Origin of the sequence: Pristimantibacillus sp. PTI5 (genome assembly GCF_048572955.1) — a bacterium.
In the GTDB taxonomy this organism is placed as follows: Bacteria; Bacillota; Bacilli; order Paenibacillales; family Paenibacillaceae; genus Pristimantibacillus.
Genome location: NZ_CP183886.1, coordinates 554923 through 581248 on the forward strand (window position 1 = coordinate 554923; position 26326 = coordinate 581248).

A 26326-nucleotide genomic window follows, 5' to 3' on the forward strand; every position below is an offset into this window, starting at 1 on the left:
GCTAATCCCTCCCCGGCCCTAAGTTTTCAAAAAGGAATAAACCATCTTTGCCCGGCGCGATAATATCCGGATAGCCGTTACCGCTTAAATCCGTTACCCAAAAATAGATCCCGACGCCCGATGCCCCCTCCGATGCTTCACCAAAGTCAATCCTGTGCTTGCGGAAGCAACCGTCCCTGATCGTAAAGTAATACACCCCGATCGGGTCAAAAGCACCGGGATCACCGTCATTGTGCGCCCTGTACCGTTTTCCCGTTACGAGCTCCAATTGGCCGTCGCCATCCAAATCAACGAGCTGCATATCATGAAACTGCGAACCGCTGGTATCGATTTCATGCTTCATCCATGTGCGCTGCCCCTCATCAGACAATCGCTGCTCCAACCAAAAAAGTCCATAATCATGGGCCGCGCCGTAGATGAGATCACATCGCCCGTCGCCGTTTATATCGTGACCAAGGATCGGTATGCTTGCTGATCCCAGTTCAAATTCCGGATGAAAAACCCACGGTCCCGCGTAAGGATCATCCGGCTGCTCGAGCCAACCGCCCCGGAGCACGATATCCATTCTCCCGTTCCCGGTGATATCGGCAAACCCCATTCCATGTCCGGCAGGCTCCGTGCCAATCACCACTTTCCGAAAAAAACCAGTTCCTTTTCCCGAATCATCGCGCAGCAGCTTAAAAAACGCTTGCGGCTCATCCACTGCATTCGGGAATATTTCCGGTATCCCGCAGCCGTCGATATCATAAAAACGTAGCGTTTCAACATGCCCGGTCGGGCCCGCATCTAGGGTTTCCCATAAGGTATCGGTTCTTCCGGGATTTTTGCGCCAACGAACCGCAAGGCTCCAAAAAGAAGCGGTTACGATATCCATATTCCCGTCGCCGTCAACGTCCATCGGGTAATCGCAAAAGTCATCATGGTAACCGTAAATTTCCGCGATGTCGCAAATCCGATGTTTTTTGATAAAATCGGGTCCCTCATACCAGAAAGCCCCGCTAACGATGTCCAGGATCCCGTCTCCGTTAACATCAAATACGGAGCAGGACTCGTAACGTTCGTCAGAGAGCTTTCTCTTGTGGAATTTAAGCATCGGCTTATGTCTCCTTTATTTGAATATTGTGAAAATCATAAGCCTACTATATCCTATGGTTATCAGGATTTTTATGCTATTTCTTGCTATTCGTCTCTTCGTTCTTGCTTTATATTGAAAGGAGACTTGAGATGCATCGTACACTTATTAACGGGCTGCCCAAGCTCAAGTACATTTTCCGTTTTGCATACACGGCCGAGTCCGGCATGCATTTTCCCTTGCATCACCATTCGGAAATAACCGAGCTTTTATTTATTTCGGATGGCCGCGCAAAATATAACATCGACGGGAAAGACTACGAGGCCGAAAGAAATGCGTTTGTTCTCTTCCAGCAAGGAATATGGCATGAGGAATGGAGCTTGCCCGGCAAGCCTATCGAATTTTTTTGCATGGGTTTTTCGGGGCTTCAGCTGGCCGGGCTTCCCGAGAATTTTATTCTCGAGAGGACAAAGCCCGCAGTCGTTATGCTTCCTACCTTTACAACGGAGGCCGCACGGATCATTCGCGACATCCATCGGGAAGCGAACAGCAGCGCTCCGGAGTCCGCGTTTATAGCCGACCAGCAGCTTGCGGTACTCCTTTCTTATCTATGCCGCCATTTGCATTACCTGCCCGAAGCGGAGAAAAAGCAGCGGACTCACCGTACGGGTTCTGCTGCGTTAGCTCAAAAATTCATCGCCGAAAATTATAACAAGCCCCTCACATTAGCACATATTGCAAGGGCCTCTTGGGCGAGTCCGTCTTACCTCAGCCATTTTTTCAAGGAAGAAACCGGACTCAGCCCCATTCAATATGTCATCCGCATCCGGCTGGATGTGGCCATGCATTTGCTCGAGACAACGGATGATACCGTGGAACAAATTGCCGAGCGGGTCGGCTATGCCAGTACGACGTCTTTTCATAATGTCTTCAAACGTGAGCACCGCATATCTCCTGGGGAGTATCGCAGAAAATCCCCTGAATAAGGGGTGGAAATAGAAAACAAGCTCTCGGGTTCCATGGATCCCGAGAGCTTGTTTGTTGTGATGCATTGGTGCCTGCGCTTTCACTATCGCTCCTTATGCCCGGTCCTGAGCTCTATGCCGTTCGCGGGAAGGCTGCCGGTTTACAAAATAAATGCTGAGAAGAATGAAAACAAGACCGATGAGCAGAGAAAACGTAAATGGCTCGTTTAGAAAAAGGGTACCCGTCAAAATGGCGACCAAGGGGATGAGGAACGTAAAAGAAGCTACCTTGCTCGCTTCGCCCGAGTCCATCAATTTATAAAAAACCAACCAGCCTACGGCTATAACGAATATCGAAATGAAAATTAAACTAAAAATGAAGATCGGCGCCCAGATGACCTCGGACCAGCTCTCGAAGCTGGAACCCAGCAGCGTCATAAATAAACCGCCAATCAGCAACTGGAGTGTTACGAGCCAAATGGGATCCACTCTTGGCCCCGTTTTTTTCACGTAAATCGTTCCTAACGCCCAGCTAAGCGCCGAACCGAGCGCAAGCAAAATTCCCGCTGCGGAAATATGGCCGGATAGCCCCCCTGCGCCGCTGCAAATTATACCGACACCGGTAAAACCAAGAATGAGCCCCGTAATTTTAAGCCCGTTCATCGTCTCCCCGAGCCACATCCATGAGAACAGGCCGACTAGCACCGGTTGAAGAAAAACAATGGCGGAGAATAGGCCTGCCGGCAAATATTTGAGGCCTATGGTTTGAAGCCCGTAATACAAAATGACATTCACTGCTGCTGATATCAGATAAATCTTCCATGTCTTTTTGAATTGCAGCTTTTTATAGCGCGGAATAGCGATCGCCAGCAGCAGGATGCCTCCAAGCAGCGTTCTTGCACCTGAGAATATGACAGGCGGCATGTAGGAAAGAGCTATTTTGGATAAGGGCCAATTCACTCCCCATACGATGACTAAAAATAGGATCAGAAGCATCGTTTGCATTTTCGTTTGTTTTGGCATGTGTGCGTGTCCCCTTGCTGTCTCGATTGCCGATGGCTTGTTGATTTGCTTGCTGATCTTGCTTGCTTACGCTGTTGGAACCCCGCTTAAGCTCGCTCCATGAACGAATAAGCGTTTGATATTCTCTTCCACTGCCGGATCCGGAATGAGCGGCGGCGCTTGATGCGGCTTAATCCGAGCATCAATAATAACGTTATCGCAAGCCCAATGCTTAAATTCATATTGGCTGTTAATGCCGTAAATATCATGCGAAGGGTTGCTGCGCGTGAAAGCGGCCCAGAGGAAATTGTTCAATTCCGCGCTCATAAAGGCACTGTCATCGCAAAGAATGATGAGCGGGCAGGAAGGGAGTGAACCTTTCTCCTGAATGGACATGCAAAAGCTCTTCAATTCTTCCTGCGCTTGCGAATAATCGGTAAAGGCTGCCCCTTGTATGGCCACGATGCCCGGCATGACCAAAGCAGCTTTCTCATACCCTGGAATCTCTTTCAAAATCTCCGGAACCTCTTGGCAAAGGTCTCTTTTCTTGTCGCCGACCGCTGCAAAAATAACCTTGCTTCCGGTGTTCAAACCCGTACCCGAATAATCAAGGGTATCGATGGTCGTATTGGTCTGGAAATGAATATCCCTGCGCAGATCGATGCGCTCCAAGACAAAGGCTAGGAACTCCTCGACATGATGCGTATCCAAAGGCTTCTTATCCTCTGCCGCAATGAATAAATATTTCGCCAGGCTCAGCTGTCCTGTCCCTAAAATCCGATTGGCAATGGTGAGAATTTCCGCCGGCTGCTTAATTTGCTGATAAGGCGTATAGCGCTCGCTTCCAATAGCAAACAACAGCGGATGCACGCCGGCGGCATCAACGGCATGAACCTCTTTTACCCCTGGAATTTCTTGTTTGATTGCCGATCCGGTCAACTCATGAATCAGAGCGCCAAACGCGGTATCTTCTTGCGGCGGCCTGCCAACGACGGTAAACGGAAAAATCGCGTTCTGCTTGGCATACACTTTATGCACCCGCATAACGGGAAACGGATGCGTGAGGCTGTAATAGCCCAAATGATCGCCGAAAGGCCCTTCCGGCTTCGTCTCGCCTTGGTGAATCTCTCCCGTGATCACAAAATCCGCATCGTTGCTGACGCAGAAACCGTCGATATAGCTGTAACGGAAGCGCCGCCCTGAGAGCAAACCCGCAAACGTCAGCTCGCTCATGCCTTCCGGCAAAGGCATGACGGCAGACAGCGTATGCGCTGGGGGACCGCCAATGAAAATGCTCACCTTTAGCGGAGCGCCTTGTTTATTGGCTTTATCCTGATGAATGCCAATGCCGCGGTGAATTTGATAGTGAATGCCAACTTCCTTATTCAGTTCATATTCGTTTCCGTTAAGCTGGACGCGGTACATGCCCAGATTGGAATTCATGATGCCCGGCTTTTCCGGATCTTCCGAATATACCTGCGGGAGAGTGACGAAAGCTCCTCCATCCTCCTGCCAATGCTTGATGAGGGGCAGGTCGGCGATGTTGATTTCCCGCATGGCAGCCGGCATGCCGTCTGATTTTTTTAAGGGCAGCGCGTTTTTTGCCGCGAATCCTGCCCCAACATGTTTAAACGGGTTTTTTAAAGCTTTCATCGGATCATTGCGCAGGGCGATGACCTCTTGAACCGATTCCCAAGTTTCCCGAAACATGAATTTACTGCGTTCCACCGTTCCAAAAAGATTAGAAACGGCACGGAATTTTGATCCTTTTACATTTTCGAACAATAACGCCGGACCGCCCGCTTCAAAAACCTTCATATGGATGGCGGCCATTTCTAGATGAGGATCAACCTCTTCGCGAATACGCACCAAATGCCCGTTTTTCTCCAAATCAATGATGCATTCTTCCAAACTGCGATATATCATTTTGTTGCTCCAATCTATAAAAGGATGTTTAGTCATGCTCCATTGCCCTGATAAAAAAAGAAACGATACAAGCTATTATAATATAAAAAGGGAAAGCGACCAATAAAACAGCAAACCACGTGCAAAAACACGTGGTTGAATGATTTTATGCTCTTCATTTTTTATAAAAAACATCATTTGCGGCTTGAAGGGCGGAAGCTGCTTTCGGCCAGCCTGCGTAAAAGGCAAGATGCGTCATGGCCTCGATTAGTTCTTCCTCGGAAATGCCATTTTCCTTCGCGAGCTCCAAATGAAACGGGAGCTGGTTGGTATGTTCTCCGGCTACCAAAGCGGATACGGTTATGAGACTTCGTTCCCTTAGAGAAAGATTTGCCCTTCTCCATAGATCGCCGAACAGCACGTTATCCGTATACTCTGCAAAAGCGGGAGCAAGCTTTCCGTAGGTTTCCTGCGCGTTCGAGAGGATTCGTTTAGGCTTCATGTCTCTTTTTTCTTCCTCTATTCGATCATCGAGATGATCATCAATCATCTGCGCAAGTCCTTTTCCAAATGTCCAGTCTTCGAGCTCTGTCTCAAGCAGAACGACAAATACATTCTCTGCGTTTATCCTGCAGTGGAGGAATAGCTGTTCAGCTAACCCTTTATAGAAACCGCGTTTTTGCTCTATGCTTCTTCCTGATCCAAGAGAGATCTGTATAAACAGAAGCTGATCCGTCCTCCTTACATTTAAATAATCCTTGCTGTAAAAAAATTCACTCGGCTTATGGGCATGGAATACTTGGAAATAATCTTTTTCCGGCACATTGAAATTCCGTATTAAAACCCTCATTATACATTGGCTGATGAGCTGCAGCTCATTATCTTTGTATTCATCTTCCAGGTAAGATACTCTTATAAACGGCATCTGATTCACCACTCCAATCTGCGATTGATTACTTGAATTTTACATCCCAAATCTTCATCTGTATAATTGAATTAAATGATAAATATCTTCATTTTATCGAATGGAGTGACTATGATGGACTTGAAGGAATTAACGACATTTCGCACCATTATTCAAGAAGGGACCTTCTCCAAGGCAGCAGAAAAGCTGAATTACGCACAGTCTACCGTCACAAACCAGATCCAGCGGCTGGAGAAGGAATTGGGAATCAAGCTATTCAAAAGAGGCTGGGATGCAGAACTAACGGCTTCCGGAAAAATATACGCAGAAGAAGTGGATGACCTTATTAGCCATTGGAATTACGTGCTAGAGAAAGCCGGCTCCTTGCAAAAAGAAGAAATAGGAACTCTCCGGATCGGTGTCATTGAACCTCTAACATCCTCAGTCTTACCCGCTGTCCTGCAAAGCTTTCGCAAGCAAAAACCGAATATTAATTGCCATTTTATCGTTGGAAATACAGAAGCCCTTTCGCATGCTTTAACTCATAACGACTTGGATTTGGCGGTAAGCGGGGAACCCAACGATTTAACAGACTTGCAATTCGAGCCGCTTTATGACGAACAGATTTCCTTTGTTGTATCTGAAGAGCATCCTTTTGCTAAAAATAGCTCTCTTTGTTTAGACGATCTGTTTCAGTTTCCGCTTATCGTTGGCGGTGCAAGCTGCTTGTATCATATTCGGCTGGAGAAGGAGCTTTCCTCATTCCATTCCAAGCCCTTTTATTATACGGTCAGCCAGATCTCATCCATTCCTTCTTTTGTGAGATCGTTTCCTTCCGTCGGAGTTGTCCTTTCTTCCATGGCTTTGCCAAGCGGGGTTGTCGCTATTCCGAGCCTAATGAAGAATCCGTTCATTTCGATTGGGATCCTGCAATCCAAAAGAAAAAAATACGCAACCTCTTCCCAAAAACTGTTTATGCAGTTGATCAAAGAACAGTTAACTACAATTTAGGTCCAATAAAAAAACCATAACTTGACGTCGATTCGTCAAATTATGGTCTTTAAGCTCCTATCATCATTTGTTTGTGCTACTCGTTACTTGCTGCCGCGATCCACTTCCGGATAATCTCCGTCAGCCTTTCTCTTTTGTCCTCTACGTCCGCCATATTCGTAAACTTCAAAGTTGCCCGATCAAGAGACGCCCATTCCAATAAACCAGACGTATCGTCAATGATAGGCCCTTCTCCATTTCTTTCTCTTACTTTTGCGCCGCAGTGAAAAACGAGCATAATATATCCTTTGCCTCGCAGGTTAAATGTGATTCGATCCTCATTGTCCACGTGGAAGCTCGGCGCATTCCACTTGATATGCTCCTGCAATTGCTTATTTGCGCTTAGGATAATGGTTCTGACTGCTGCTATCTCCTGTTTTTGTGGATGCTCCAGCTTCTGCATGAAGACTTCTACTTGCTGCTCGCCGGTCATTGCCGATTTAGCTTTATTACTTTTACTATCCATAGGCTTATCCCTTTCGGCAGGCTTTTTTTACCTCTTTTGTGAAGAGTATACACCATCATTTTCCCGTTGTCCTTATTCACAAAACACTTTCATACACCTAATAGGTATGTTATGATCTGATCATGCTTACAATTAGGAAGTGATTTCCATGGCAATTGTTATTTTAGGGCTTCTTATGCTTCGCCATTTAACGCAATACGATATCAGAAACGTGCTGCAGCAAAAAATATCTCCTTTTTTTAGCGCAAGTCTTGGAAGCATACAAGCAGCGTTAAAGAAATTGGAGAATGATGGCTTTGTAACCTTTCAAGAGGTCATCGAGAACGGCCGCAGAAAAAAGCTTTATTCCTTGAACAGCTCCGGACGGGAGCATTTTATGGAATGGATGCTTTCTTCCGTTACGCCAAGCCGCTTCGAGCAAGATGTGACCACGCGGTTGTTCTTTTTAGGGTTTATGCCCCCGGCTGAGCGTCTTGCCATTATAAGAGCTGTCGTTGCGCAGTTAGAAATCTCTGTTCAGGAATTTAGCACTGCCTCTGTTGAAGCTAAACAGAAAGAAATCCCTGAGGATGTCGTTACTGTCGTTACCTACCAGCTTAAAACGTTAGATTTGGGGCTCTATTATCACCAATGCATGCTGGCTTGGTTTGAAAAATTCGCAATGGAACTGGAGGCTGAGCTAGGTGGAGAACTTACTTAAGACAAAAGCAAGCCAAATGGGCGAAAAGGGTCAAATGACTTATTTCATGCTGGAAAATGAGGGTAAGGATACTCTATTGATGCTCCATCCCGCATTTGCGGACCACACGATTTTCGAAACGCAGCTTGCTTATTTTAAAAATAACTATCAGATCATCGCGATCGACCTGCCTGGTCACGGCAATCGGAATAATCGTGCCGGAGCCTCTAAAATGACCATAAAAGATATACCTGAAGCGATAAGCCGAATTTTGAGCGACAACAACGTGGCTGCCTCCCATGTGCTGGGCGTTTCCATGGGCTCGCTTGTCGCACAGGCGTTTGCTGATTATTTTCCGAACCAGGTAAAGTCGGTCATTATCGTTGGAGGTTATTCCATTCATAAGGCGAATGAGCAGGTATTGAAGAAGCAAAAAAAAGAAGGCTTAAAATGGATGCTGTATCTTCTATTCTCAATGAAAAGATTCAGAAATCATGTGACCTCCGTTTCATGCTTCACTGCTGCCGGCCAGGAAAGTTTTGCGCGGGGAGCCCGGCATTTTAACAGAAGCTCCTTTACCGCCATGGCTGGCATGAACACATTCTTTATCCGCAAGGATACGCCTATGTCTTATCCCATGTTGATCATCGTGGGCGAACATGATCTTCCCATCATTAAAGAAGCAGCCGTTGAGCTGCAAAAGCGAGAAATAGAAGCTCATTTGGTTATTTTGCAAGAGGCGGGGCATTGCGCAAATGCAGATGCCCCCCATTTATTCAATTCGGTGCTGGAGCTTTTTTTATCGGAGATTTAAGCCGTAGTTACGATCGGATCTGAAGGGAATAAATATCTGTGCGGCGGTCACGGAAGGTGAGTACATCCGTCGATTTGCGATGGCGCTGCAAAATTTCCATGTCCAATTCGGCCATAATGACCGTTTCTGTATTTTCACTGCATTCGCCGGCAATGCCATCTCGCGGGAACGAAAAATCGGCAGGCGTATATACCCCTGACTGCGCGTATTGAATATCGACGTTGTCCACATGCGTGAGATTGCCTACCGTTCCTGCGGTGACGGTAAACACCTGATTCTCGATTGCCCGGGCCTGCGCACAATATTTGATACGGAGAAAGGCTTGGCGATCCTCTGCGCAAAAAGGGACGAAAATAATTTGCGCGCCCTCCTCTGCCACGATTCGCGAGATTTCCGGATACTCGATATCGCTGCTCAGCTGGATCGATATTTTGCCGCAATCCGTATCGAATACTTCCAGCTTCATGCCGCCGTTTATCCCCCACCACTTTCGCTCATTCGGCGATATATGGAGCTTATACTGCTGCTCGATGGTTCCATCGCGCCGAAATAGATGGCCGACGTTATAGATCCGGTTATTTTCTTCGACGAAATGGGAGCCTCCAATAATGTTTACGTTGTACTTAACCGCTAATTCGGAGAATAACTCGACATACTGCACGGTAAACGTGGTCAGTTTCCGTATGGCAAGGCTCGGCGAGCGTTCCTCCAAGAAAGAAAGCAGCTGCATCGTAAAATTTTCCGGGAAAACGGCAAAGTCCGATTTATAATCCGCCGAGACATCTACGTAATGCTCGCACTGGGTCGCAAATTCCTCAAAGGAATCGATTTTTTTCATCATATATTGAATGACGCAAATTCGAACGGGAAAGGACAGCTTATAATGCGTTTTGCTATTGCTCGGCTTATAGTCAATATTGTTCCATTCCAGCAGCGCGGCGTAGTTTTTCGAATCTTCGTCGTCGGGCAAATAATTCGTAATAATTCGTTTTAGCGTAAAACCGTTCATCATTTGAAAAGTGAGCACCGGGTCGTATATGTTTTGCTGCAGAACTTCTTCCGCATATTCTCTAGGCGACATTTTTTCGCTGTATTTGTGATAACCCGGGATGCGTCCACCGACGATAATGCCTCGCAGGTTTAGTTGTTCAGCCAAACGCTTGCGGGCTTCATAAAGCCGTCTGCCGATTTTCATGCGTCGATAATCAGGATGGACCATAACTTCCATGCCGTATAAGCTTCCGCCATGCGGGTTATGGTTGCGAATATAGCCTTTATCCGTAATTTCCGAATAGGTATGCTGCTCTAAATAATCATCGAAATTAACGATCAGGCTCGAACATGAGCCGATAATCTCGCCATCGAGCTCTACGCAAATTTGCCCCTCGGGAAAAATGCGGATATGGCTTTCCAATTGCTCCATCTTCCAAGGAATCATATTCGGAAAACAAATATGCTGCAGCGCAATAATTTTCGGAAAATCCGCTGCCCCGATGCTGCGGATTATTATCTTCTTTTCAAATTGTGAAATTTGATCCGATGTCATATACTCTCCCCATTCAAGCGGTAGTTTGAGTTCATTATACGAGGCGACTTTCATACGGGTATTAATGGATGGTCATCGGATTGTAAATCTTTAACGGAAAAGGTTGGATTTCCTCATCATGCCGTATATTCACCTGCTTATATTCTAACTTGAAAGATGAACCGCTATTCATGTCCTCTCCAACATACGGTTAACGCAAAAAACGCAGGAATAAGGGTGTGTGGAACCTCCTTATCCCCTGCATTTATGATATCCAATGGTTCAGCCTTTAACGGAGCCAATCATTACGCCTTTTTCAAAATATTTTTGCAGGAACGGATAGAGCACCAAAATGGGCAGCGTAGATACGATGATGACGCCGTATTTGATTTGATCCGCATACTTTTGCGCGTACCCCCCTGCATTCCCTCCGGAGCCTGCCCCATTTTGAAACACTTGGTTCGATAACAAAATATCTCTCAGAATGATCTGCAGCGGCTGCAGCTTATTGTCCCGGATATAAATCAAGCCCGTAAAGAAATCATTCCAATGGCCGACCAAATAATACAGGCCGACAACCGAGATCAAGGCTTTTGACAACGGGAGCGCGATTTTGATAAAAAATCCGAAATGGGAGCAGCCGTCGATTGCCGCCGCTTCATATAACTCAGATGGCAGCGATGACTCGAAAAACGTTCTTGCGATAATCAGGTAAAACACGTTCACGCAAAACGGCAGGATAAACATTAAAGCCGTATTCGTTAAGTGCAGGTCCTTCATCAGCAAGTAAGTTGGAATCAAACCTCCATTAAAGAACATGGTGATCACAAATAACAGCATAATAACCTTTCTTGCCCGGAATTCACGTCTGGATAAGACATAGGCAGCCGGCAAAGTGATTAACAAATTAACCAGCGTGCCCGCGAACGTATAAAAAACCGTATTACGGTATCCGTTCCATATGCGCTCATCCTGAAAGATTTGATTGTAACCGAAAAAGCTGATATTTTTGGGAATAAACAGCACCTTTCCGGTCGAGACAAGCGTCGAGTCGCTGATTGAGGCGATGATGATAAAATAAAGCGGATATACAATGGCCAAAAAGATCAGCGCGCACATCAGAAATAATACGATTCGAAAGACAATTTCACTGCCGTTTACACGGGTACGGTCCATAATCACTCCTCCTTCGACAACTGGTTAGAATAAGCTCGTATTGGAAGCTTTTTTAGAAATGGCGTTCATCGCAAACAAGAAAATAAAATTAATCAAGGTATTGAACAAACCGATGGCCGAGGCGTAGCTGAACTGATTGGATACGATACCGATCTTGTACACATACGTAGCAATAACCTCCGAAACCGGCAGGTTTAATGAATTTTGCATCAAAAAGATTTTCTCGAAGCCCGTGCTCAAAATATTTCCCATGCTAAGAATAAACAGAATGACGATTGTCGGAATCAGAGCAGGAAAATCGATATAGCGAATCGTCTGCCATCTGCTGGCCCCGTCCATTTTGGCCGAATCGTACAGCTGCGGATCGACCGTCGAAAGCGCCGCAAGATAGATGATGCTGTTCCATCCGCAGTGCTGCCAAATGTCCGATATGATATTCACCGGTATAAAGGTAGAGGTAGACGCGAGCAAATTGATATCCCCAAAACCGATGGACTTCATAAAATATCCGACTATGCCCGTTTCCGGCGATAACAGGACATTCAGCATACCCACCAGTACGATTATCGATATAAAGTGAGGCAAATAAACCGTCGTCTGCATCAGCTGCTTCATTTTTTTCCTGCGAATTTGATTGAGTACTAACGCTAAAATGATCGGTGCGGGAAATCCGATGATGATCGCAGTAAAGCTGATTAAGAACGTATTGGTCAGGAGATCAACGAACAAAAAGCTCTCGATAAATTGCTTGAAATAAAATAAACCCCGCCATTCTCCACCGGTAAGCCCTTTGCTGAAATCAAAATCCCTAAATGCCAATTGAATGCCGTACATGGGAATATAGTTGAATACGAAAATAACGGCTATTGCCGGAAATATCATCAACCACAATTGAATATCTCGTTTGAAGGTGCTGAAGATCGACCAAGAGCCCATAAGAAATTCCCCCTTCTTTTTGAAAAAGAAGCTATACCCTATTTCAGAGCGGCATAGCTCCCTGCATCGCTTTTTTATTATTTCTTGCTCATGTAATCATCATAGTATTTTTGCATAATCTCGATGTTTTGGTCCAAGCCTGCTTTTTTGCTTTGCTTCACATACTCATCCCACTGCGCTTCAATTCCGCCCTTAGTTACCCATTTGGCAAAATTGGTATTGGCGAGGTTCATCACATTCGTATTGCTGAGACTCATCGTGTTATTATCTGCCGTCGTATACTTAATGAACATACCTGGGAAAACATCCTTCTCCGCATCGACTGCTAAAGCATCCTTCAAGGGCTCCGACTGAACGAGAACCTCCTGCATATCTTTGCCCAGCGTTAAATTTAACGAGTCTGGGAGATACATTGGCCCATTATCTGCCCATGTAGAGGTCCATTTCCATGTCCCTGGATCCATTTTCGAATCCGCAGGCGGCAGTACGCTGTATGAACCGTCACCATTATCCTTGATATTCGTTCCTAACGAACCGAATAAAACCTGCATGCTCACTTCTTGTTTATACAATTCATTGATAAATCTCATGGCTGCTTCTTTATTTTTTGTTTTTGCTGACATCACGATTTGATTCACGCCATAATTCAATGTCGAGAAATCATAGCTCCATGATAATTTGCCTGAAAAACCGGCCGATTCTTTAAGCGGAGACATCGATGTATATTGCGGAGCAAGCTGCTCGCCGAAGCGGTCTGAAGCAACCCAGCCCCAAGTAAAGCCTACCTTCGCCGTATCGCCTTCACCGCGTGCCACAGACTGGAATTTCGTATAATCATGGGTAAATACTTCCGGGTTAATCAATCCGGCTTTATACAGCTTATTAAGGAAAACAACCATTTTTTGGTAACGTTCATCCGTTAAGAAGTTTTTCACTTTTCCGTCTTCGACGAAGTAGCCTTGTCCGCTTCCGTCCGTTAACGTAATGCCTAGGCCGCCAAGAAGAACTGCAGGGTTGAAGAAGCCGCCAATACCGCCCGGCCAGTCCATCGGAATCTCATCGTTCGGATTGCCGTTGCCGTTTGCATCTTTCTCCTTGAACGCGACTAACACGTCATACAATTCGTCCCAGGTGGTCGGCATGCTTAGTCCTAAATTGTCCAGCCAGGTTTGGTTTATATATTGTCTAGTTGCGGACGCCGGCCAAAATCTTTGGTATTTGGGCAATCCATAGATTTTACCATCGGGCTGCGTCGCAATAATTTTCGTCTCCGGCTTATCATCAAACATTTGCTGTACATTCGGCGCTTCCGGCAACAGCTCGGTTAGATCCTGGAACAGACCTTGGAACTGTGCGAAATCGGCGTCCGTAATGACATTAGGTCCGACAAACAAATCCGGCGTATCGCCGCTTGCCAGCATCGTGCCTTTCTTCTGGGCCCAGTCTGCCGTAATTTCCTGCCATTCAATATCCACGCCTGCGGCATCCTCTGCCTTTTGCAGCCATTCCATCTCGGCCAGCGGCTTCGTCAAGGGATGCTTCGAGATGATTGCGGTTAATTTCACCTTCGCACCGCCTTTATCCGCATCGGTGTTCGGGGACTCCTGATTACCGCCGTTATTGCTGCACCCCGCGATCAATATGGTGCATAAACAAGCTGTCAGAACAAGCCTAAACGTTTTTTTCATCCTGCTTGGCCTCCCTTTTTCTTCTTTGATATCGCTTACATGTTGATTAAAAAAATAGATCGGTTCATCCCATTGCACGTTATGGACCGAGCGTCTCGGCTGCAGCTCTTGACTGCCTTAATGTTAGCAAGCGTTTACAAAGCCAACAATACGGAAAATCATTGGATTTCGGAGACGATGATTAGGTACTCGCCCGCCCAAGTTGATCATCCACGCTTTGGCGCGCAGCAAAAAAAGCCGTGGCTGCGCCGCGGCTTTCCTGCTTAGTGATTGCTGCTGGAATATGTGCCCTGAAAGGCTTCGGCTATTTTGTCCGACACGCTTTCAAAAGCTTCTTTGACGCTTTTTTTGCCTAACCAAACTTGATCAAACGCCGGCTGCAAAATCGCAGATATATTTTCATTGTTTTTTAAATAGTAGTCATATGAATTGACGCCATTCTCAAACGTCTGCCGCATGACCGCATCCTGATAACCGCTCGGATGTCCGGGATTTACATCCGCCCAGCGCGCAATCAGCTCGGGCTTCGTGTAATAATCCTTAAGCAGCGGCATCCACAAGCCGCTGGCATGCAAATCGATGGAATTCTCGGAATCGAGCTGCCACTTATAGAACAGCCAGGCTTCCCTCGGGTGCTTTGTTGTCGAGGCCATGACAAGCGGTTCCCCAAACTGAATGGTCGTACTCGTCTTCAGCTTAGGCAATACGCCTACGCCGTAGTTGACGCCGGCTGCGCCAAGATCAAGCTGAACCCATTGGCCATCGAGATTCATCGCTACCTTTCTGCTTTGCACGGCAAGTGCCGGCTGCGGCAGATTTTTCTCCTGAATCGGCGATGGCGCGACATGATGAACGTAGATAAGATCAGCAAGCTTTTGGACTGCGTCGATGACAGCTGGATCGTCCAGATTCATTTTACTTCCGTCTGGCGCGATCACGCTCGTATTATTGGAAGGCACCATTAAGTGCCACATCCAGGTGTTGAAGCGTACGCCGAACTGGACAATGTGATTGGGATCGAAATCCGGGCTCAAAGCATTATTTCCGCTGCCGTCGATCGTCAATTTTTTTGCCGCTTCCAGGAATTGCGCCCACGTCCACGCATTCTCCGCTTTTGCAGGCGGCAGTGCTACACCCGCTTCGTTAAAGAGATCGGCATTATAATAGAGGGCGAACGACTCCTCGGCAACCTTGACGCCTGCTACCTTTCCTTGCTCCCAGTACATGAGGGCATTAGGAATGAGCGAAGCTTCATTGATTTGCGTATCGGTGTCTAGAAACCCCTTCAAGTTATAGAGCTTCCCCTGCTCCGCCCATTGCAGCGCGGTATGCTTGTACAGCATAAAGACGTCAGGCGCTTTGTTGCTCGCATACATCGTCGTAAGCTTGGTTATATAATCGCCCGGCTCATACACGTATTCGACCGTAATCCATGGATATTTCTCCATAAATTTCTCAATCATTCTCACCTTGGCCTGCTTCTCGTTCGGAGAGCCCCAGGAAGCATAGGTCAAGACGACTTTTTCCTTATTGTTCATTGCAGCGGCATCGCCTGCGGCTTCACGATTGGCAGCCCCGCTTGACCCACGGCAGCCCGCCGCAAGCAGCATGGCGCATAAAATCAATAACGCCGTGACTCCATGTTTGTCTCTTCTCACGAGTCAGCTCCCTTCTCTCCCCGCTTATTGGACTTCTGTTCGGTCCTGCTGGCCAGGCTGCTTGCCCATACGAAGCAAGATCGTCGTACCGTTTCCCTCGGAGGAGTTGATATCGAGTCCATATTGGATGCCGTAAAGCAGCTTGATGCGCTTCTCCACGTTCGGCATGCCCGTCGAAGCTGCCTTGCCCGATCTTATTTTATCAATCTGCTCTTTGTCCATGCCTCTCCCGTTGTCCACGACAGTAAACTGCACTTTATCGCCGTCGGACCAGCCTTTAATTCCGATTTTCCCTCCCTGCTCCTTCTCGGCAAGCCCGTGAATAATCGCATTTTCTACAAACGGCTGCAAAAACAGCTTAGGGACCTCCATATCCAGCAGCGACTCTTCTACATCCATCTCGACATAGAACAGGTTCTCGAAGCGGCTAGACATAATATAGATGTATTTGTTCAACCAGTCCAAATCCGTCCGCAGCGGCCATGTCTCCTTCTTGTTCCTGGTCGAGGTCTGCAGCATATCCGCTAGATTGTGAATGATCAAGCTCATCTCCTGCTGGTTGTTCTCCACCGCGATCCAGTAAAGGGTCGTGAGCGTATTATAGAGAAAATGGGGATTTAGCTGAAGGTTGAGCGCCATAAGCTCCGCCTCCTTTTCCCTCAGCCGCGATGCGTAATTTTCTTCAATCAACGTCTGAATACGGCCGTTCATATGATTGAAAGTTCGGATAAGATGTCCAAATTCGTCTCGTCCATGCTCCGGGATATGAATATGAAAGTTGCCGCGTTCCATCAGCTTCATCGCCTTTTTCATCCGGCTGATCGGCTTCGTAATGTAGACCGACATCACATAGGCGAGAATGATAGAAACAAGCAGCATGACCACGAGAAAGAAAGAAGAATACCTGCGCAGCGCGTTTAGATCCTGCAGCGCATCCTCCACGGGAATTTCGATATAGGAAATCCAGCCCGTGCTTTCCATTCGGCTGAAGCTGATGACCATGCGCTTGCCGTTAATCACCTTCTGAATGCTGCCGTTCTTCTTCGCCATGGCTTCGCCCAGCCAAGAAGGCGCATCAAGCCTTGCGACCCGTTCAGGATCGGAATCAATCACTACATTCCCACTCTCGTCGACAATACCGTACGACAAATGCTGAAACTCGCTTTGCTGCGCGTAGTCCGCGAACAGCTTTCCGATATAATCGGTCGTTAAGTTGACCATTAATATCGGCTTCGGCATCGTCTGCGGCAGCGAATGAAAAATGCCTTTTTCATCGAGAAACGTAAGGTTCAATACTTTAACCGCCGATGCCAGCTTGCTAAACTCAAAGGTGAGCTCGGACATATCCTTCTCTCCTAGGGTTTCGGCAAACCGGTACGTTGGTATCCATACCAAATCTCCTTTGCCGGCGACCGCTTGACGATACAGGGAGGACGCAAAAAAACCTTGCGGCATCACGAACATTCTCGCTGTGTTTCCAAAGTTATATTCAGGCGTCAAGATAAAAGAAGCATACATATCGGTGTCGCCGCCAAAATATTTGAACAGGATTTGCGTAATCCGCCGATCCGCCTTCAATAAGGATTCATTGTCGGAAGCGTCTACTTCGGTAAGGACACGGTACAATTCATTGTCGATCGGAAGCATTTCGCTTTTGTCGCGGATATACTGGAGCTTCTCGTCGAGCAGCTGGTTATTGTTAATGACGACATTTCCAAGGCTCTCCCTTACGTTAGTAAGCATATTCCGTGAACTAATTTGGTAATAGGCAAAACCAAGAATCAAAATAATGAAGCTAACCAGCACGAAATAGGAGACAAGCAGCTTGATCCGGAATTTTGCGTTGGCAGCCATTTCCGCCATTTTTCTTAGGATGCGCATCGGTTCGGCCTCGTTTAATCAGGATGAGAACATTCTCCGGAATTCTTCCGGTGAATATAAGAACATTTTTTTGAACACCTTGTTAAAATATTTAATGTCTTTATAGCCGACCTGCTTAGCGACATCTACGATTTTTAGTTCCGTCTGCAGCAGCAGACTGCGTGCCTTTTGCATGCGCGTTTTCACCAGAAAATCGGTGAAGGAAAGGCCAAAATTATTTTTAAACAAAATGCTAAAGTAAGACGGATTATAGAAAAAGCGCTGTGCGATCAGCTCCAGACCCAAATCCTCATGCAAATTCGCTTCCACGAACTCCCGGCATTTCTGCATAATCATCTCGCTGCGCGACGATTTATCTTTTTTCATTTGCTTGATCATATCCGCAAGCAAGCCTGCTGCGGTTTGCTGCGTATCCCGGAAGGATTGGGCCGCGATAATTTCTTGATCAATGCGATTCACCAGAATACGGTACTGGTCGTCATCAATCACCAGCTCCACGCGTTTTAAGCAGGTGAGCAGCAGCTGCGTTGCGCTGCATTTCAACCGAAAAGGCGACGGGTAAGAGGCTGCCATCTGATCCAGCAAGGAAATAAGCGACGACATAGCAAGCTCAAGCTGGCTTTCCGTCACGGCTTTCTCCAATATATCGGTATCTTTGGTTGCAACAAGAGGGCTCGCGGCATTGCTCAGCAGGTTTTGAAGCTCGCTGTCTGAGAGCCACATGCCTTCCGGAAAATAATACAAATATTGCAAAGCCAGCCTTGCGCTTTGGCAGCAAGCACGGATATCCGTTTCTATGCATGCAAATTCCTTTCCAATCCCAGCGCTAATGGACCGGTTATACACATTCTCGACCTGATGCAGCGCCCGCCGAAGCTGGGCCAAGCCTTCTTCGCTGGATACACCCTGCCGCCAAACCGCTACGGCATAAAGCTGCTCCTTCTCATGCTCGGGCGCCACCACCATCGCTTCCGCCAAAGGGGTTAAGGCTTGGACTACCGCACGCTTCAAGATGCTCCTCCACTCGAGCTCGTCCGCTGTGCGGTCGTCAGACTTGCTTTCCAAGATCACCACCGTGCCGCTGCCGCTGTACGTAAAATGCTTTCTTACCTCGTTCCGCTCCGCGGCCTGCAATTCCTCCGTCATCCACTTATACAGCAGATGCTCCATATAAACCGGCTTCGTATGAGCCAGTTGTTCGTTCAGGCTCTTCGTTTCCAATTGAAGCGTGCTCTCTCTTCTTAGCTGCTGCTCCAAATCGGAAATGATAGGCTCTAATTGCTCGGTAATAACCGGCTTCACCAAATAGTCCTTCGCCCCGAGCCGCAGCGCCTGCTGCGCATAACCAAATTCATGGAATACGCTTACAAAAACGACCTTGGGCACGCTATTCCCTTTGTGGTTTAACGCCTTTAGAAAATCGATGCCATTCACGATCGGCATTTGGATATCTGTAAATACAATGTCCAGCGAACGGTTCTCCGCAAGCTCGAGCGCTTCCTTGCCGTTTTTCGCCTCATGCACCTTATAGTCCGGCCTTAGGGAGCGTACCATCGCAGCCAACCCGCGCCGCTGCTTGGGCTCATCGTCGACAACCAAGATTTCCATTTTAGTTGAAATCATCCTCACATCCCCTTAAAGGTATCGCGAAAAAATCATCTCCTCTTATTGTAGCGTTTAGATTTTCCATTGGGAATGTAAGCATAGGAGAAAATAGTTGGATAGGGGGAATTCTTTTGGGTTTTCACCGCAAACAGCCTGCCTCATGAGGAGACAGGCTGCATTCATCCGATATTATTTCCGCTCATTGCCGCTCTCCTACTTTGAGTTGCTTATTTTAGCCCTGTATTGCCCCGGCGTAACTCCCGTCCATTTTTTGAATGCGCTTTGAAACGCGCTGGGCTCCGAGAAATGCAGTACATAGGCAATATCGCCCACCGAATACTCCCACTTTTTCAAGTAGCCCATTGCCATTTCCTTGCGAACGCGGGTGGATAGATCATTAAACGTCGTGTTTTCTGCCTTCAATTTATTCTGTAGCGTTCTTATGCTGATTCCGAAAAATTGGGCCGTTTGCTGTAACGTCGGAAAAAAAGAGGGCATGTTCTTTTTCATCCATTGGACAATTTGCTCTGAAAACACGCTTCCCTGTGTCAGTTCATCTTTTGTTTCCTGCGCAATGGCTTCAAATACGCCCAGCAGCTTAGGATCGGAGTACATGACCGAATAATCCAATACTTCCTTGCCCATGCGCAAAACAGTCGCATCCCCCTCAAACCGCGGCGCTTTCCCAAATGCGGTCAAATAGGGAGTCAAATCAGCCGGCGCTGCATGTTCAAACTGTATTCCGGTTAAAGGGATGCGCCGGTTGCTGAGCCTGCCGATCAATCGAAATAAAGAGCTCGCCATATCCTCCACGCAATGACGGGACATCCGCCCGGGATACTGTAAGAACAACCGGATCAGCAACTCGTCTCCTTGTACCTCCCAGTCCAGATTGAACCCGCTGCAAAGGATGACATTATATCTTTGGTAAGCCGATAACGCTTCGGCTATCGTTAGGGAATGCATCATAACGTATCCGAGAACGCCTAAATCGACGAACTCCGTCATTTGTCCTTGATGGAGGCCGAAATAATCGTCCTGCGTATATTCAGCGGCAGCAATCATCAACCGCTCCAATTCCTCGCCGGTTATACGGGCTTCCACATCCTTCATGATACTAGCGTCGAACGAAGCATAGCTGCAAAATTGATCGGTATCATATCCTTTTTGTACGATTGATTTCATAATCGGATAAACCATTGAGATCGCGACCCCGTCGCTTTTCAAGCTTTATTCCTCCTTTGCGTGAATCAGCAACATTTTTGCGTCGTTGATCATTCATTTATCTCTTCATTCCTACTAAGCTAATTGAAGTGCTGCATCACTATCATATATCGAAAACATGCAGGATGGACAGTGTTCATCCGAATAAGCGGCGTTAATCAGAGGAGGAACTTGGATATGAAATCAAAAATTGTCGTTATAAACGGACATCCCGATTCCCAGAGCTTCTGCAAAGCCTTGTCCGAGGCTTATGCGGAAGGGGCTGCCGCCAATAGAGCAGAAGTTCGAACGATTGATCTGAGCAAACTCGATTTCGAGCTGAACCTCAAATACGGATACCGGCAACGAACAGAGCTAGAGAAAGATTTGATCGACGCCCAAAAGCTTATCAGCTGGGCCGATCATCTGGTCTTTGTCTATCCAACGTGGTGGGGCGCGATGCCGGCCGTCCTGAAAGGATTTATTGACCGTGTCTTTTTGCCAGGCTTCGCTTTCAAATACCGCGAGAATTCCAGCCTTTGGGATAAGCTGCTAACCGGCAAATCCGCGCATCTCATCGTTACAATGGATACTCCGTCCTGGTATAACCGCTGGATTTACAGACGTGCCGGCCATAATGTAATGAAACGCAATATTTTACAGTTTTGCGGGATCACGCCCGTTCGCGTGACTGAGATCGGTCCGGTTAAGCCTTCATCACCGGAACTTCGCGCCAAATGGCTGAATAAAGTGAAAGCACTCGGTTCAAAACTGGCTTAGCACGTAAATAAGGCTGCCCTGTGTAAGGGCAGCCTTGGCAAGCGATCACTGTTTTTTCTTAACCGGTATCCATATCTCGCTTTTGAACGTTGGCGATGCGATATCCTTCGATTCGTTCCACAACATTTCGGGACCTTCTATTTGCTCATACTGAGAGGAAGGAAACCATTCGGAATAGATGCGTCCCCAAACCTCTTGCAAAGCGTCGGGAAAACGTCCAACGGCTTCAAATACAGCCCATTCGGATGCCGGCACTTCAAGCTGCGCCAGGTGAACCGGACATTCCTTCGTCGTGGCTGCGCCGATATAATGATCCAGCTCCCCTTTTTCCTCCATTCGCCCCTCCGAGAAATTCGTCGATGCGCTGATTAATCCCAATGGGGCAACATTCGAAAGGCCCTTAAATAAACGGATCGCCTCTTCATCCAAGCTTGCCCACATCGAAGCGATCTCCGGATTGACCCCATGGAAAACAATGCCGACTCTTTTCTTGATTCCGATGATCCGAAATGCTTCTTTATTTTCGATGCGAAAGTTCATTTCATTTCCTCCCTTAATGATTAACTGGAAGGTCATTCTTGGATATGCTTTTAACGGTTGACCGTTATTTCTGGCCTCTGACGGCGTTATGCCATGCAGGTTTTGGAATGCCCTTGCAAAAGAATCGGGCGAATGATAGCCGTATTTCAGCGCGATATCAATAATTTTGGCCTCTTTGGTTTGAAGCTCGAAAGCCGCAAGCGTCAGACGCCTGCGCCTAATGTATTCCGAAAGTGAAACGCCTGACAGAAATGAAAACATTTTTCTGAAATGATATTCGGAGCAAAGAGCTATTCTCGCAACTTCTTTCATATCCATCTCATCCGCAAGATTCTCTTCAATATAGCTTAATGCACGATTCATAGGCTCAAGCATAACCAATATGCACCTCCCTCATCACAAGAGTAACATGACAGGCTTGAAGCGGTCCGACTTTTCGTGATCCGCTTTGGACGCATGATCGCAACGCCCCTGATTTAATCAAAAAACGCAACTTGAATCAAATCCTTCGCCTTCTTCAGATTGCGGGCATCCAGCTGTTCAAGCTGGGATACAATTTCGCTTATCGTTAGCGCCTCATAGGATAATCTCTCCAAGACCGTTGGGTCGACTGCATTCCCATGCCCCTTTGCCGCCATGTTATCTAAGGATTCCTCTTGGACCCACGATGCTTCTGACGTATGCTTCATGCACTGAACAAGAAACCGCATCTGTTCGACATCATATCGCCGGAGGAAGTTCCTTACATTATGCTCGATATGGACATGCAGCCGCTTATGCAATTCAAAAACTATAGTCCATTTAATCGATAAGCATCCGTAGAATTAGAAGCCGCACGCCATCCCCTCCGCTCGTTCCCATCGTTTCATTCATCCAGGTTCATTCGTAGATCTACCGTTGCGGAAATACTGTATACATAACACACTGTATATATCATATACTGTTTACACGATCCGCAATTATTATGGAACGAAAAAGGAGAGTTGAGATAAGATGAGTAACTTGGCCATTGAAGTGACAGGCTTGCGCAAAAAATTCGGAAATCAAGCCGTCCTTGACAGCGTTGATCTTGCGGTTCCTGCCGGCATGATTTATGCCCTGCTGGGACCCAATGGAGCCGGCAAAACAACGCTAATTCACATTCTGACAACACTTGTGACCGCGGATGAAGGAACTGCTAAAGTGTTCGGCTACGATGTTGCTGCCGACAAGGAAAATGTCAAACGGTCCATTAGTCTCACCGGCCAATTCGCGGCAGTCGATGAAGTGCTCACCGGCGAGGAAAATTTACGGATGATATGCAGGCTCTCCGGTCTTACATCAGCCGAAGCCCGTAACCGGACCGCCGAGCTGCTCCGCCACTTTGATTTGACGCCAGCGGCAAACAAGCGTGTAAAGACCTATTCGGGCGGTATGCGACGCCGGTTAGATCTCGCGATCAGCCTGGTAATTGACCGTCCGGTACTATTTCTGGATGAGCCGACTACAGGTTTAGATACAATGAGCCGGCGCGCTGTGGGAAATCATTCTGAAGCTAAAAGAACGCGGGATAACCATTTTTCTCACGACCCAGTACTTGGAAGAAGCCGATCAATTGGCGGATATGGTATCTGTCATTACCGCCGGTCGTGTCGTAGCGACCGGTACCCCGCAGGAATTGAAATCGCGCATTGGCGGGGAAGTGCTGGAGCTGCGCGACGAGAAGGACGAAGTGATCCGGGTCGTACCTACTACAGGAAGCATTCACGATGTCAGGCAAACACTCAATGGGATAGCTCACTCGGTTCCTGATCAAACGCGCATATATCTTCGCAAAACAAGCATGGATGACGTGTTTCTTGCTTTAACTATCCAGCGAACGGAGGAAGCATTGTCATGATAACCCCGCAATCTTCAAGCAAGCCCGCATCCTTCGTCACGACCAATGCGGTTTTCATCGGTCGAAGCCTTCGTCTCAGCCTGCGCAATACGGAAGCCTTAATTATGGCTATTTTGCTGCCTATCATGCTAATGCTGCTATTTACCTATGTTTTTGGAGGCGCAATCGATCCTGTCGGCAACTATGTCAATTACGTGGTTCCGGGCATCATTCTTTTATGTGCCGGTTTCGGTTCGTCTTTTACCGCTGTTCATGTGGCTGAAGACATGACGAACGGCATCATTGACCGCTTCCGGACCATGCCGATCCACAGCATGAGCGTCATCACCGGGCATGTTTTCGCAAGCGTTGCCCGCAACCTTCTGGCAACCGGATTAGTTATTGGCGTAGCTTATCTCGTCGGTTTTCGCCCATCCGCTAACCTATGGGAATGGATTGCCGCATTAGGCGTAATCACCCTATTCATCCTCGCCTTTACATGGCTGTTTGCAACCATCGGTCTAGCCAGCGGCAATCCCACTGCGGCGAGCGGATATGGATTCATCTTGCTTTTTCTCCCCTACATCTCCAGCGCCTTTGTCCCGACAGAAACCATGCCGGTCTGGTTGCGCGGCGTAGCGAACCATCAACCGATCACACCGGTCATCGAGACGATTCGCGGACTGCTCACCGGCACCCCGATTCAGAATAGCGTTTGGTTAGCCGCTGTTTGGTGTACAGCCATTCTCCTCGTTTCCCTCGTATGGTGCATACTGGTTTTCCGCAAGAAAGCCGCTCGCAGATAATGCGCGATGGAGATTCGCACACATAGACAAAAAGAAAGAACAGCGGCTCTAACGTACCGCTGTTCTTTCTTGTAGTCCCGGAAACCAAGATTAGGATAACTTCTTGTGTTCGAGGTAATGCGCGATGCCGTCAAGAATTCGTTCCAAACCGAAATCGAAGTCGTCACCTACCGTATTCTCGCTCTCCTTCTCTCCGGTGTAAGCACCGGAGACGACGATCGGGGCCAGATCCGGAAATCGTTCCGGCTTAACCAATTGCTTAAGCGCAGCCGTATACTCAAATCCGCTTACGGACTCAGGACTTGATCCCGCCTGGACGGCGCGTTCCAAATCCCTTTGTATAATACCCGCTGATCTTGCGTAACTGCTTAACAGCAATATATTCGACATTTTTTCATAATCATTTAACGGAAGATCGCGCATGGACCGAAGAACCCAATCGACGATTTGAAGATTGTTTGGGGTAGTCGGAATGCTCATGATCGGGATATCGCCGAACCAAGGATGCTCCCGAAAAATAAGAATGCTGGCCCGAACGTATTCCCGCATGCTTTCGCGCCAATCTGTTACCGTACCTTCAGTCGGAATCGGAATATCGCAAACCGCGTCCTGCATGAGAATGAGGAGATCTTCCTTACTGGTAATGTACCTGTAGAGGGACATCGCCGAATAGCCCAGGGACTGGGCCACTCGATTCATAGAAACAGCGGAAAGTCCGTCCTTGTCGGCGATTGCGACGGCCGCTTCGACAATTTGCTTGATGCTCAGCTCGCCTTTTGGTCCTCTTTTTTGTTGCTTGACGATCCCCCAGCTCAGCTTCACTCCATGCGGTAAATGATTAATGGCTTCGTTATCCAAATGGTCGTCGTTCTGCATCGTTTCAAATCCCCCATGATGGTTAAACAAGTATCGGTTTGTTTGCATGTCCAATCGGCTTCATAAATTGTTTACAGCATAAACAGTATACCATAACGGAAAATCCAAAGAAAACACCGCCCGCAAAACGTTGGGGTTGTGCTCGTATTATCCTTGCCCCTGGTCTATAGGGAGGGCTTGGCTCATATACATAGACGAGCCCAACCCATGTTCTGAAGAATGAACATTTTAAGAAAGGATGCGATTGCCGTCGTATGGAGCATCTCTTGCCGTTAAAATTAGAGCTTCTTTTGCTGATTGGAATTGCTTTGTTTTGGACAATCGTCTATATTCTCGTCATTTATAAAGGGTTCAAGGATCATTCCTGCGGAATGCCTATGGCCTCCATTTGCGCCAATATTACTTGGGAATTCCTATTAACGTTTATCATGCCGTTTCATCCGCTTCAGCAAATCGTAACTTTAATCTGGTTTCTTTTAGACGGCATCATTTTGCTCCAATTCCTCTATTATTCCAAAGGTTCATACCCCAAACGGACCATTTATGCTTCCGTCCTCTCCCTGCTTGCCATTGCTTTCCTGCTGCATTACGGGATGGCGGTTGAATTCCATGATAAAATGGGGATTTATTCAGCCTTTGGCATCAATTTGCTGATGTCCATCCTCTTTATCAAAATGCTGCTGACCAAAGAGCTTCAAGGCCAATCCCTGTCTATTGCTTATTTCAAAATGATAGGTACCCTGTTTGCGTCCATTCTCTGCTACTCGCTTTTTCCGCAATCCCTATTATTAACGATCATGTATATTTTGATCTTTCTTCTGGATATTGCATATATCCTGCTTTTCAATGGCCAGTCTATCAAAGTTGTTCATAGGCCTGCTGTCCATAAAAAAACAATGTAAATATTAGAAAAACGAAACCCCTTGGAGTAAGCGTC

General features: G+C 47.2%; 25 protein-coding genes and 2 pseudogenes. 10 read left to right on the plus strand and 17 right to left on the minus strand.

The genetic code is table 11. From position 1 onward, the window contains the following. Position 1 precedes the first annotated feature (1 nt). Entirely contained in the window at positions 2–1093 is a 1092-nt protein-coding gene (locus tag ACN6MW_RS02825; RefSeq protein ID WP_419874131.1) for an FG-GAP repeat domain-containing protein, read from the minus strand. A gap of 131 nt (positions 1094–1224) precedes the next feature. Between ACN6MW_RS02825 and ACN6MW_RS02830 the strand changes: the two genes are divergently transcribed. Continuing rightward, positions 1225–2058: a helix-turn-helix domain-containing protein gene (locus ACN6MW_RS02830; protein WP_419874132.1), complete on the plus strand. Its 834-nt coding sequence runs from the start codon at positions 1225–1227 to the stop codon at positions 2056–2058. A gap of 93 nt (positions 2059–2151) precedes the next feature. Here the strand turns inward: ACN6MW_RS02830 and ACN6MW_RS02835 are convergent, their stop codons facing one another. The 4 genes and pseudogenes from ACN6MW_RS02835 to ACN6MW_RS02850 all read right to left on the minus strand — a co-directional run. Next, on the minus strand, positions 2152–3060 hold the full coding sequence (locus tag ACN6MW_RS02835) for a DMT family transporter (RefSeq protein WP_419874133.1): 909 nt from the start codon (positions 3058–3060) through the stop codon (positions 2152–2154). 66 nt (positions 3061–3126) lie between these two features. Beyond that, positions 3127–4965: a UbiD family decarboxylase gene (locus tag ACN6MW_RS02840; RefSeq protein WP_419874134.1), complete on the minus strand. Its 1839-nt coding sequence runs from the start codon at positions 4963–4965 to the stop codon at positions 3127–3129. Between the two features lie 154 nt (positions 4966–5119). Further along, the gene (locus ACN6MW_RS02845; protein ID WP_419876255.1) at positions 5120–5446 is read right to left on the minus strand and encodes a carboxymuconolactone decarboxylase family protein; all 327 of its coding nucleotides are present in this window, start codon (positions 5444–5446) and stop codon (positions 5120–5122) included. A 123-nt stretch (positions 5447–5569) separates the two neighbouring features. Next, positions 5570–5869: pseudogene (locus ACN6MW_RS02850) on the minus strand (tautomerase family protein); the annotation flags it as partial. Between the two features lie 114 nt (positions 5870–5983). Between ACN6MW_RS02850 and ACN6MW_RS02855 the strand changes: the two are divergent. Then, positions 5984–6859, plus strand: coding sequence for a LysR substrate-binding domain-containing protein (locus ACN6MW_RS02855; protein WP_419876256.1), 876 nt, complete (start codon positions 5984–5986; stop codon positions 6857–6859). 76 nt (positions 6860–6935) lie between these two features. Here the strand turns inward: ACN6MW_RS02855 and ACN6MW_RS02860 are convergent, their stop codons facing one another. Continuing rightward, positions 6936–7364: a DUF1801 domain-containing protein gene (locus ACN6MW_RS02860; protein ID WP_419874135.1), complete on the minus strand. Its 429-nt coding sequence runs from the start codon at positions 7362–7364 to the stop codon at positions 6936–6938. A gap of 148 nt (positions 7365–7512) precedes the next feature. On the opposite strand from ACN6MW_RS02860, the gene ACN6MW_RS02865 reads away from it, so the two are divergent. Together ACN6MW_RS02865 and ACN6MW_RS02870 are read left to right on the plus strand one after the other, a co-directional pair. Further along, positions 7513–8064, plus strand: coding sequence for a PadR family transcriptional regulator (locus ACN6MW_RS02865; protein ID WP_419874136.1), 552 nt, complete (start codon positions 7513–7515; stop codon positions 8062–8064). Next, positions 8048–8857 (plus strand): alpha/beta fold hydrolase, encoded by an 810-nt coding sequence (locus tag ACN6MW_RS02870; protein ID WP_419874137.1) that lies wholly within the window; start codon positions 8048–8050, stop codon positions 8855–8857. Before ACN6MW_RS02865 ends, ACN6MW_RS02870 begins: the two co-directional genes overlap by 17 nt. A gap of 7 nt (positions 8858–8864) precedes the next feature. Here ACN6MW_RS02870 and ACN6MW_RS02875 read toward each other — a convergent pair whose 3' ends face one another. From ACN6MW_RS02875 to ACN6MW_RS02910, 8 genes are all read right to left on the minus strand, one after another. After that, positions 8865–10403 (minus strand): GNAT family N-acetyltransferase, encoded by a 1539-nt coding sequence (locus tag ACN6MW_RS02875; RefSeq protein WP_419874138.1) that lies wholly within the window; start codon positions 10401–10403, stop codon positions 8865–8867. Positions 10404–10664: 261 nt separating this feature from the next. Then, on the minus strand, positions 10665–11558 hold the full coding sequence (locus tag ACN6MW_RS02880) for a carbohydrate ABC transporter permease (protein ID WP_364153555.1): 894 nt from the start codon (positions 11556–11558) through the stop codon (positions 10665–10667). Between the two features lie 24 nt (positions 11559–11582). Continuing rightward, positions 11583–12494 (minus strand): ABC transporter permease, encoded by a 912-nt coding sequence (locus tag ACN6MW_RS02885; RefSeq protein WP_419874139.1) that lies wholly within the window; start codon positions 12492–12494, stop codon positions 11583–11585. 77 nt (positions 12495–12571) lie between these two features. Next, entirely contained in the window at positions 12572–14182 is a 1611-nt protein-coding gene (locus ACN6MW_RS02890; RefSeq protein WP_419874140.1) for an ABC transporter substrate-binding protein, read from the minus strand. 263 nt (positions 14183–14445) lie between these two features. Next, positions 14446–15840 (minus strand): ABC transporter substrate-binding protein, encoded by a 1395-nt coding sequence (locus ACN6MW_RS02895; protein WP_419874141.1) that lies wholly within the window; start codon positions 15838–15840, stop codon positions 14446–14448. A 24-nt stretch (positions 15841–15864) separates the two neighbouring features. Then, positions 15865–17721, minus strand: coding sequence for a histidine kinase (locus ACN6MW_RS02900; RefSeq protein WP_419874142.1), 1857 nt, complete (start codon positions 17719–17721; stop codon positions 15865–15867). A gap of 18 nt (positions 17722–17739) precedes the next feature. Beyond that, positions 17740–19344, minus strand: coding sequence for a response regulator transcription factor (locus ACN6MW_RS02905; RefSeq protein WP_419874143.1), 1605 nt, complete (start codon positions 19342–19344; stop codon positions 17740–17742). Between the two features lie 195 nt (positions 19345–19539). Further along, on the minus strand, positions 19540–20526 hold the full coding sequence (locus tag ACN6MW_RS02910; protein ID WP_419876257.1) for an AraC family transcriptional regulator: 987 nt from the start codon (positions 20524–20526) through the stop codon (positions 19540–19542). A 201-nt stretch (positions 20527–20727) separates the two neighbouring features. Between ACN6MW_RS02910 and ACN6MW_RS02915 the strand changes: the two genes are divergently transcribed. Next, entirely contained in the window at positions 20728–21309 is a 582-nt protein-coding gene (locus ACN6MW_RS02915) for an NAD(P)H-dependent oxidoreductase (protein WP_419874144.1), read from the plus strand. Positions 21310–21354: 45 nt separating this feature from the next. Here ACN6MW_RS02915 and ACN6MW_RS02920 read toward each other — a convergent pair whose 3' ends face one another. Then, positions 21355–22224, minus strand: a complete 870-nt coding sequence (locus tag ACN6MW_RS02920; protein WP_419874145.1) for an AraC family transcriptional regulator — start codon at positions 22222–22224, stop codon at positions 21355–21357. A 101-nt stretch (positions 22225–22325) separates the two neighbouring features. Next, positions 22326–22487, minus strand: a complete 162-nt coding sequence (locus ACN6MW_RS02925; protein ID WP_419874146.1) for a hypothetical protein — start codon at positions 22485–22487, stop codon at positions 22326–22328. Between the two features lie 42 nt (positions 22488–22529). On the opposite strand from ACN6MW_RS02925, the gene ACN6MW_RS02930 reads away from it, so the two are divergent. The 4 genes and pseudogenes from ACN6MW_RS02930 (at position 22530) to ACN6MW_RS02945 (ending at position 24513) form a co-directional block, all read left to right on the plus strand. Beyond that, positions 22530–22661, plus strand: coding sequence for a hypothetical protein (locus ACN6MW_RS02930; protein ID WP_419874147.1), 132 nt, complete (start codon positions 22530–22532; stop codon positions 22659–22661). A 274-nt stretch (positions 22662–22935) separates the two neighbouring features. Beyond that, positions 22936–23277, plus strand: a pseudogene (locus tag ACN6MW_RS02935) (ATP-binding cassette domain-containing protein); the annotation flags it as partial. A 166-nt stretch (positions 23278–23443) separates the two neighbouring features. Next, the gene (locus tag ACN6MW_RS02940; RefSeq protein WP_419876517.1) at positions 23444–23728 is read left to right on the plus strand and encodes a hypothetical protein; all 285 of its coding nucleotides are present in this window, start codon (positions 23444–23446) and stop codon (positions 23726–23728) included. Beyond that, positions 23725–24513 (plus strand): ABC transporter permease, encoded by a 789-nt coding sequence (locus tag ACN6MW_RS02945; protein ID WP_419874148.1) that lies wholly within the window; start codon positions 23725–23727, stop codon positions 24511–24513. The genes ACN6MW_RS02940 and ACN6MW_RS02945 overlap by 4 nt, the downstream gene beginning before the upstream one ends. A gap of 90 nt (positions 24514–24603) precedes the next feature. On the opposite strand, the gene ACN6MW_RS02950 is transcribed toward ACN6MW_RS02945, so the two are convergent. After that, positions 24604–25437 carry a TetR/AcrR family transcriptional regulator gene (locus tag ACN6MW_RS02950; protein WP_419874149.1) on the minus strand — a complete coding sequence of 278 codons (834 nt, stop codon included), beginning with the start codon at positions 25435–25437 and terminating at the stop codon, positions 24604–24606. Positions 25438–25655: 218 nt separating this feature from the next. Between ACN6MW_RS02950 and ACN6MW_RS02955 the strand changes: the two genes are divergently transcribed. Beyond that, complete coding sequence (locus ACN6MW_RS02955; protein ID WP_419874150.1) at positions 25656–26291, plus strand: hypothetical protein; 636 nt, start codon at positions 25656–25658, stop codon at positions 26289–26291. Positions 26292–26326 lie beyond the last annotated feature (35 nt).

Bases quoted from the DNA above. Each gene is read 5' to 3' on its own strand.
- ACN6MW_RS02825 (WP_419874131.1), bottom strand. From the start codon at position 1,093: ATGCTTAAATTCCACAAGAGAAAGCTCTCTGACGAACGTTACGAGTCC.
- ACN6MW_RS02830 (WP_419874132.1), top strand. From the start codon at position 1,225: ATGCATCGTACACTTATTAACGGGCTGCCCAAGCTCAAGTACATTTTC.
- ACN6MW_RS02835 (WP_419874133.1), bottom strand. From the start codon at position 3,060: ATGCCAAAACAAACGAAAATGCAAACGATGCTTCTGATCCTATTTTTA.
- ACN6MW_RS02840 (WP_419874134.1), bottom strand. From the start codon at position 4,965: ATGATATATCGCAGTTTGGAAGAATGCATCATTGATTTGGAGAAAAAC.
- ACN6MW_RS02845 (WP_419876255.1), bottom strand. From the start codon at position 5,446: ATGAAGCCTAAACGAATCCTCTCGAACGCGCAGGAAACCTACGGAAAG.
- ACN6MW_RS02855 (WP_419876256.1), top strand. From the start codon at position 5,984: ATGGACTTGAAGGAATTAACGACATTTCGCACCATTATTCAAGAAGGG.
- ACN6MW_RS02860 (WP_419874135.1), bottom strand. From the start codon at position 7,364: ATGGATAGTAAAAGTAATAAAGCTAAATCGGCAATGACCGGCGAGCAG.
- ACN6MW_RS02865 (WP_419874136.1), top strand. From the start codon at position 7,513: ATGGCAATTGTTATTTTAGGGCTTCTTATGCTTCGCCATTTAACGCAA.
- ACN6MW_RS02875 (WP_419874138.1), bottom strand. From the start codon at position 10,403: ATGACATCGGATCAAATTTCACAATTTGAAAAGAAGATAATAATCCGC.
- ACN6MW_RS02880 (WP_364153555.1), bottom strand. From the start codon at position 11,558: ATGGACCGTACCCGTGTAAACGGCAGTGAAATTGTCTTTCGAATCGTA.
- ACN6MW_RS02885 (WP_419874139.1), bottom strand. From the start codon at position 12,494: ATGGGCTCTTGGTCGATCTTCAGCACCTTCAAACGAGATATTCAATTG.
- ACN6MW_RS02890 (WP_419874140.1), bottom strand. From the start codon at position 14,182: ATGAAAAAAACGTTTAGGCTTGTTCTGACAGCTTGTTTATGCACCATA.
- ACN6MW_RS02900 (WP_419874142.1), bottom strand. From the start codon at position 17,721: ATGCGCATCCTAAGAAAAATGGCGGAAATGGCTGCCAACGCAAAATTC.
- ACN6MW_RS02905 (WP_419874143.1), bottom strand. From the start codon at position 19,344: ATGATTTCAACTAAAATGGAAATCTTGGTTGTCGACGATGAGCCCAAG.
- ACN6MW_RS02910 (WP_419876257.1), bottom strand. From the start codon at position 20,526: ATGGTTTATCCGATTATGAAATCAATCGTACAAAAAGGATATGATACC.
- ACN6MW_RS02915 (WP_419874144.1), top strand. From the start codon at position 20,728: ATGAAATCAAAAATTGTCGTTATAAACGGACATCCCGATTCCCAGAGC.
- ACN6MW_RS02920 (WP_419874145.1), bottom strand. From the start codon at position 22,224: ATGCTTGAGCCTATGAATCGTGCATTAAGCTATATTGAAGAGAATCTT.
- ACN6MW_RS02925 (WP_419874146.1), bottom strand. From the start codon at position 22,487: ATGGCGGCAAAGGGGCATGGGAATGCAGTCGACCCAACGGTCTTGGAG.
- ACN6MW_RS02930 (WP_419874147.1), top strand. From the start codon at position 22,530: ATGCTTCATGCACTGAACAAGAAACCGCATCTGTTCGACATCATATCG.
- ACN6MW_RS02945 (WP_419874148.1), top strand. From the start codon at position 23,725: ATGATAACCCCGCAATCTTCAAGCAAGCCCGCATCCTTCGTCACGACC.
- ACN6MW_RS02950 (WP_419874149.1), bottom strand. From the start codon at position 25,437: ATGCAAACAAACCGATACTTGTTTAACCATCATGGGGGATTTGAAACG.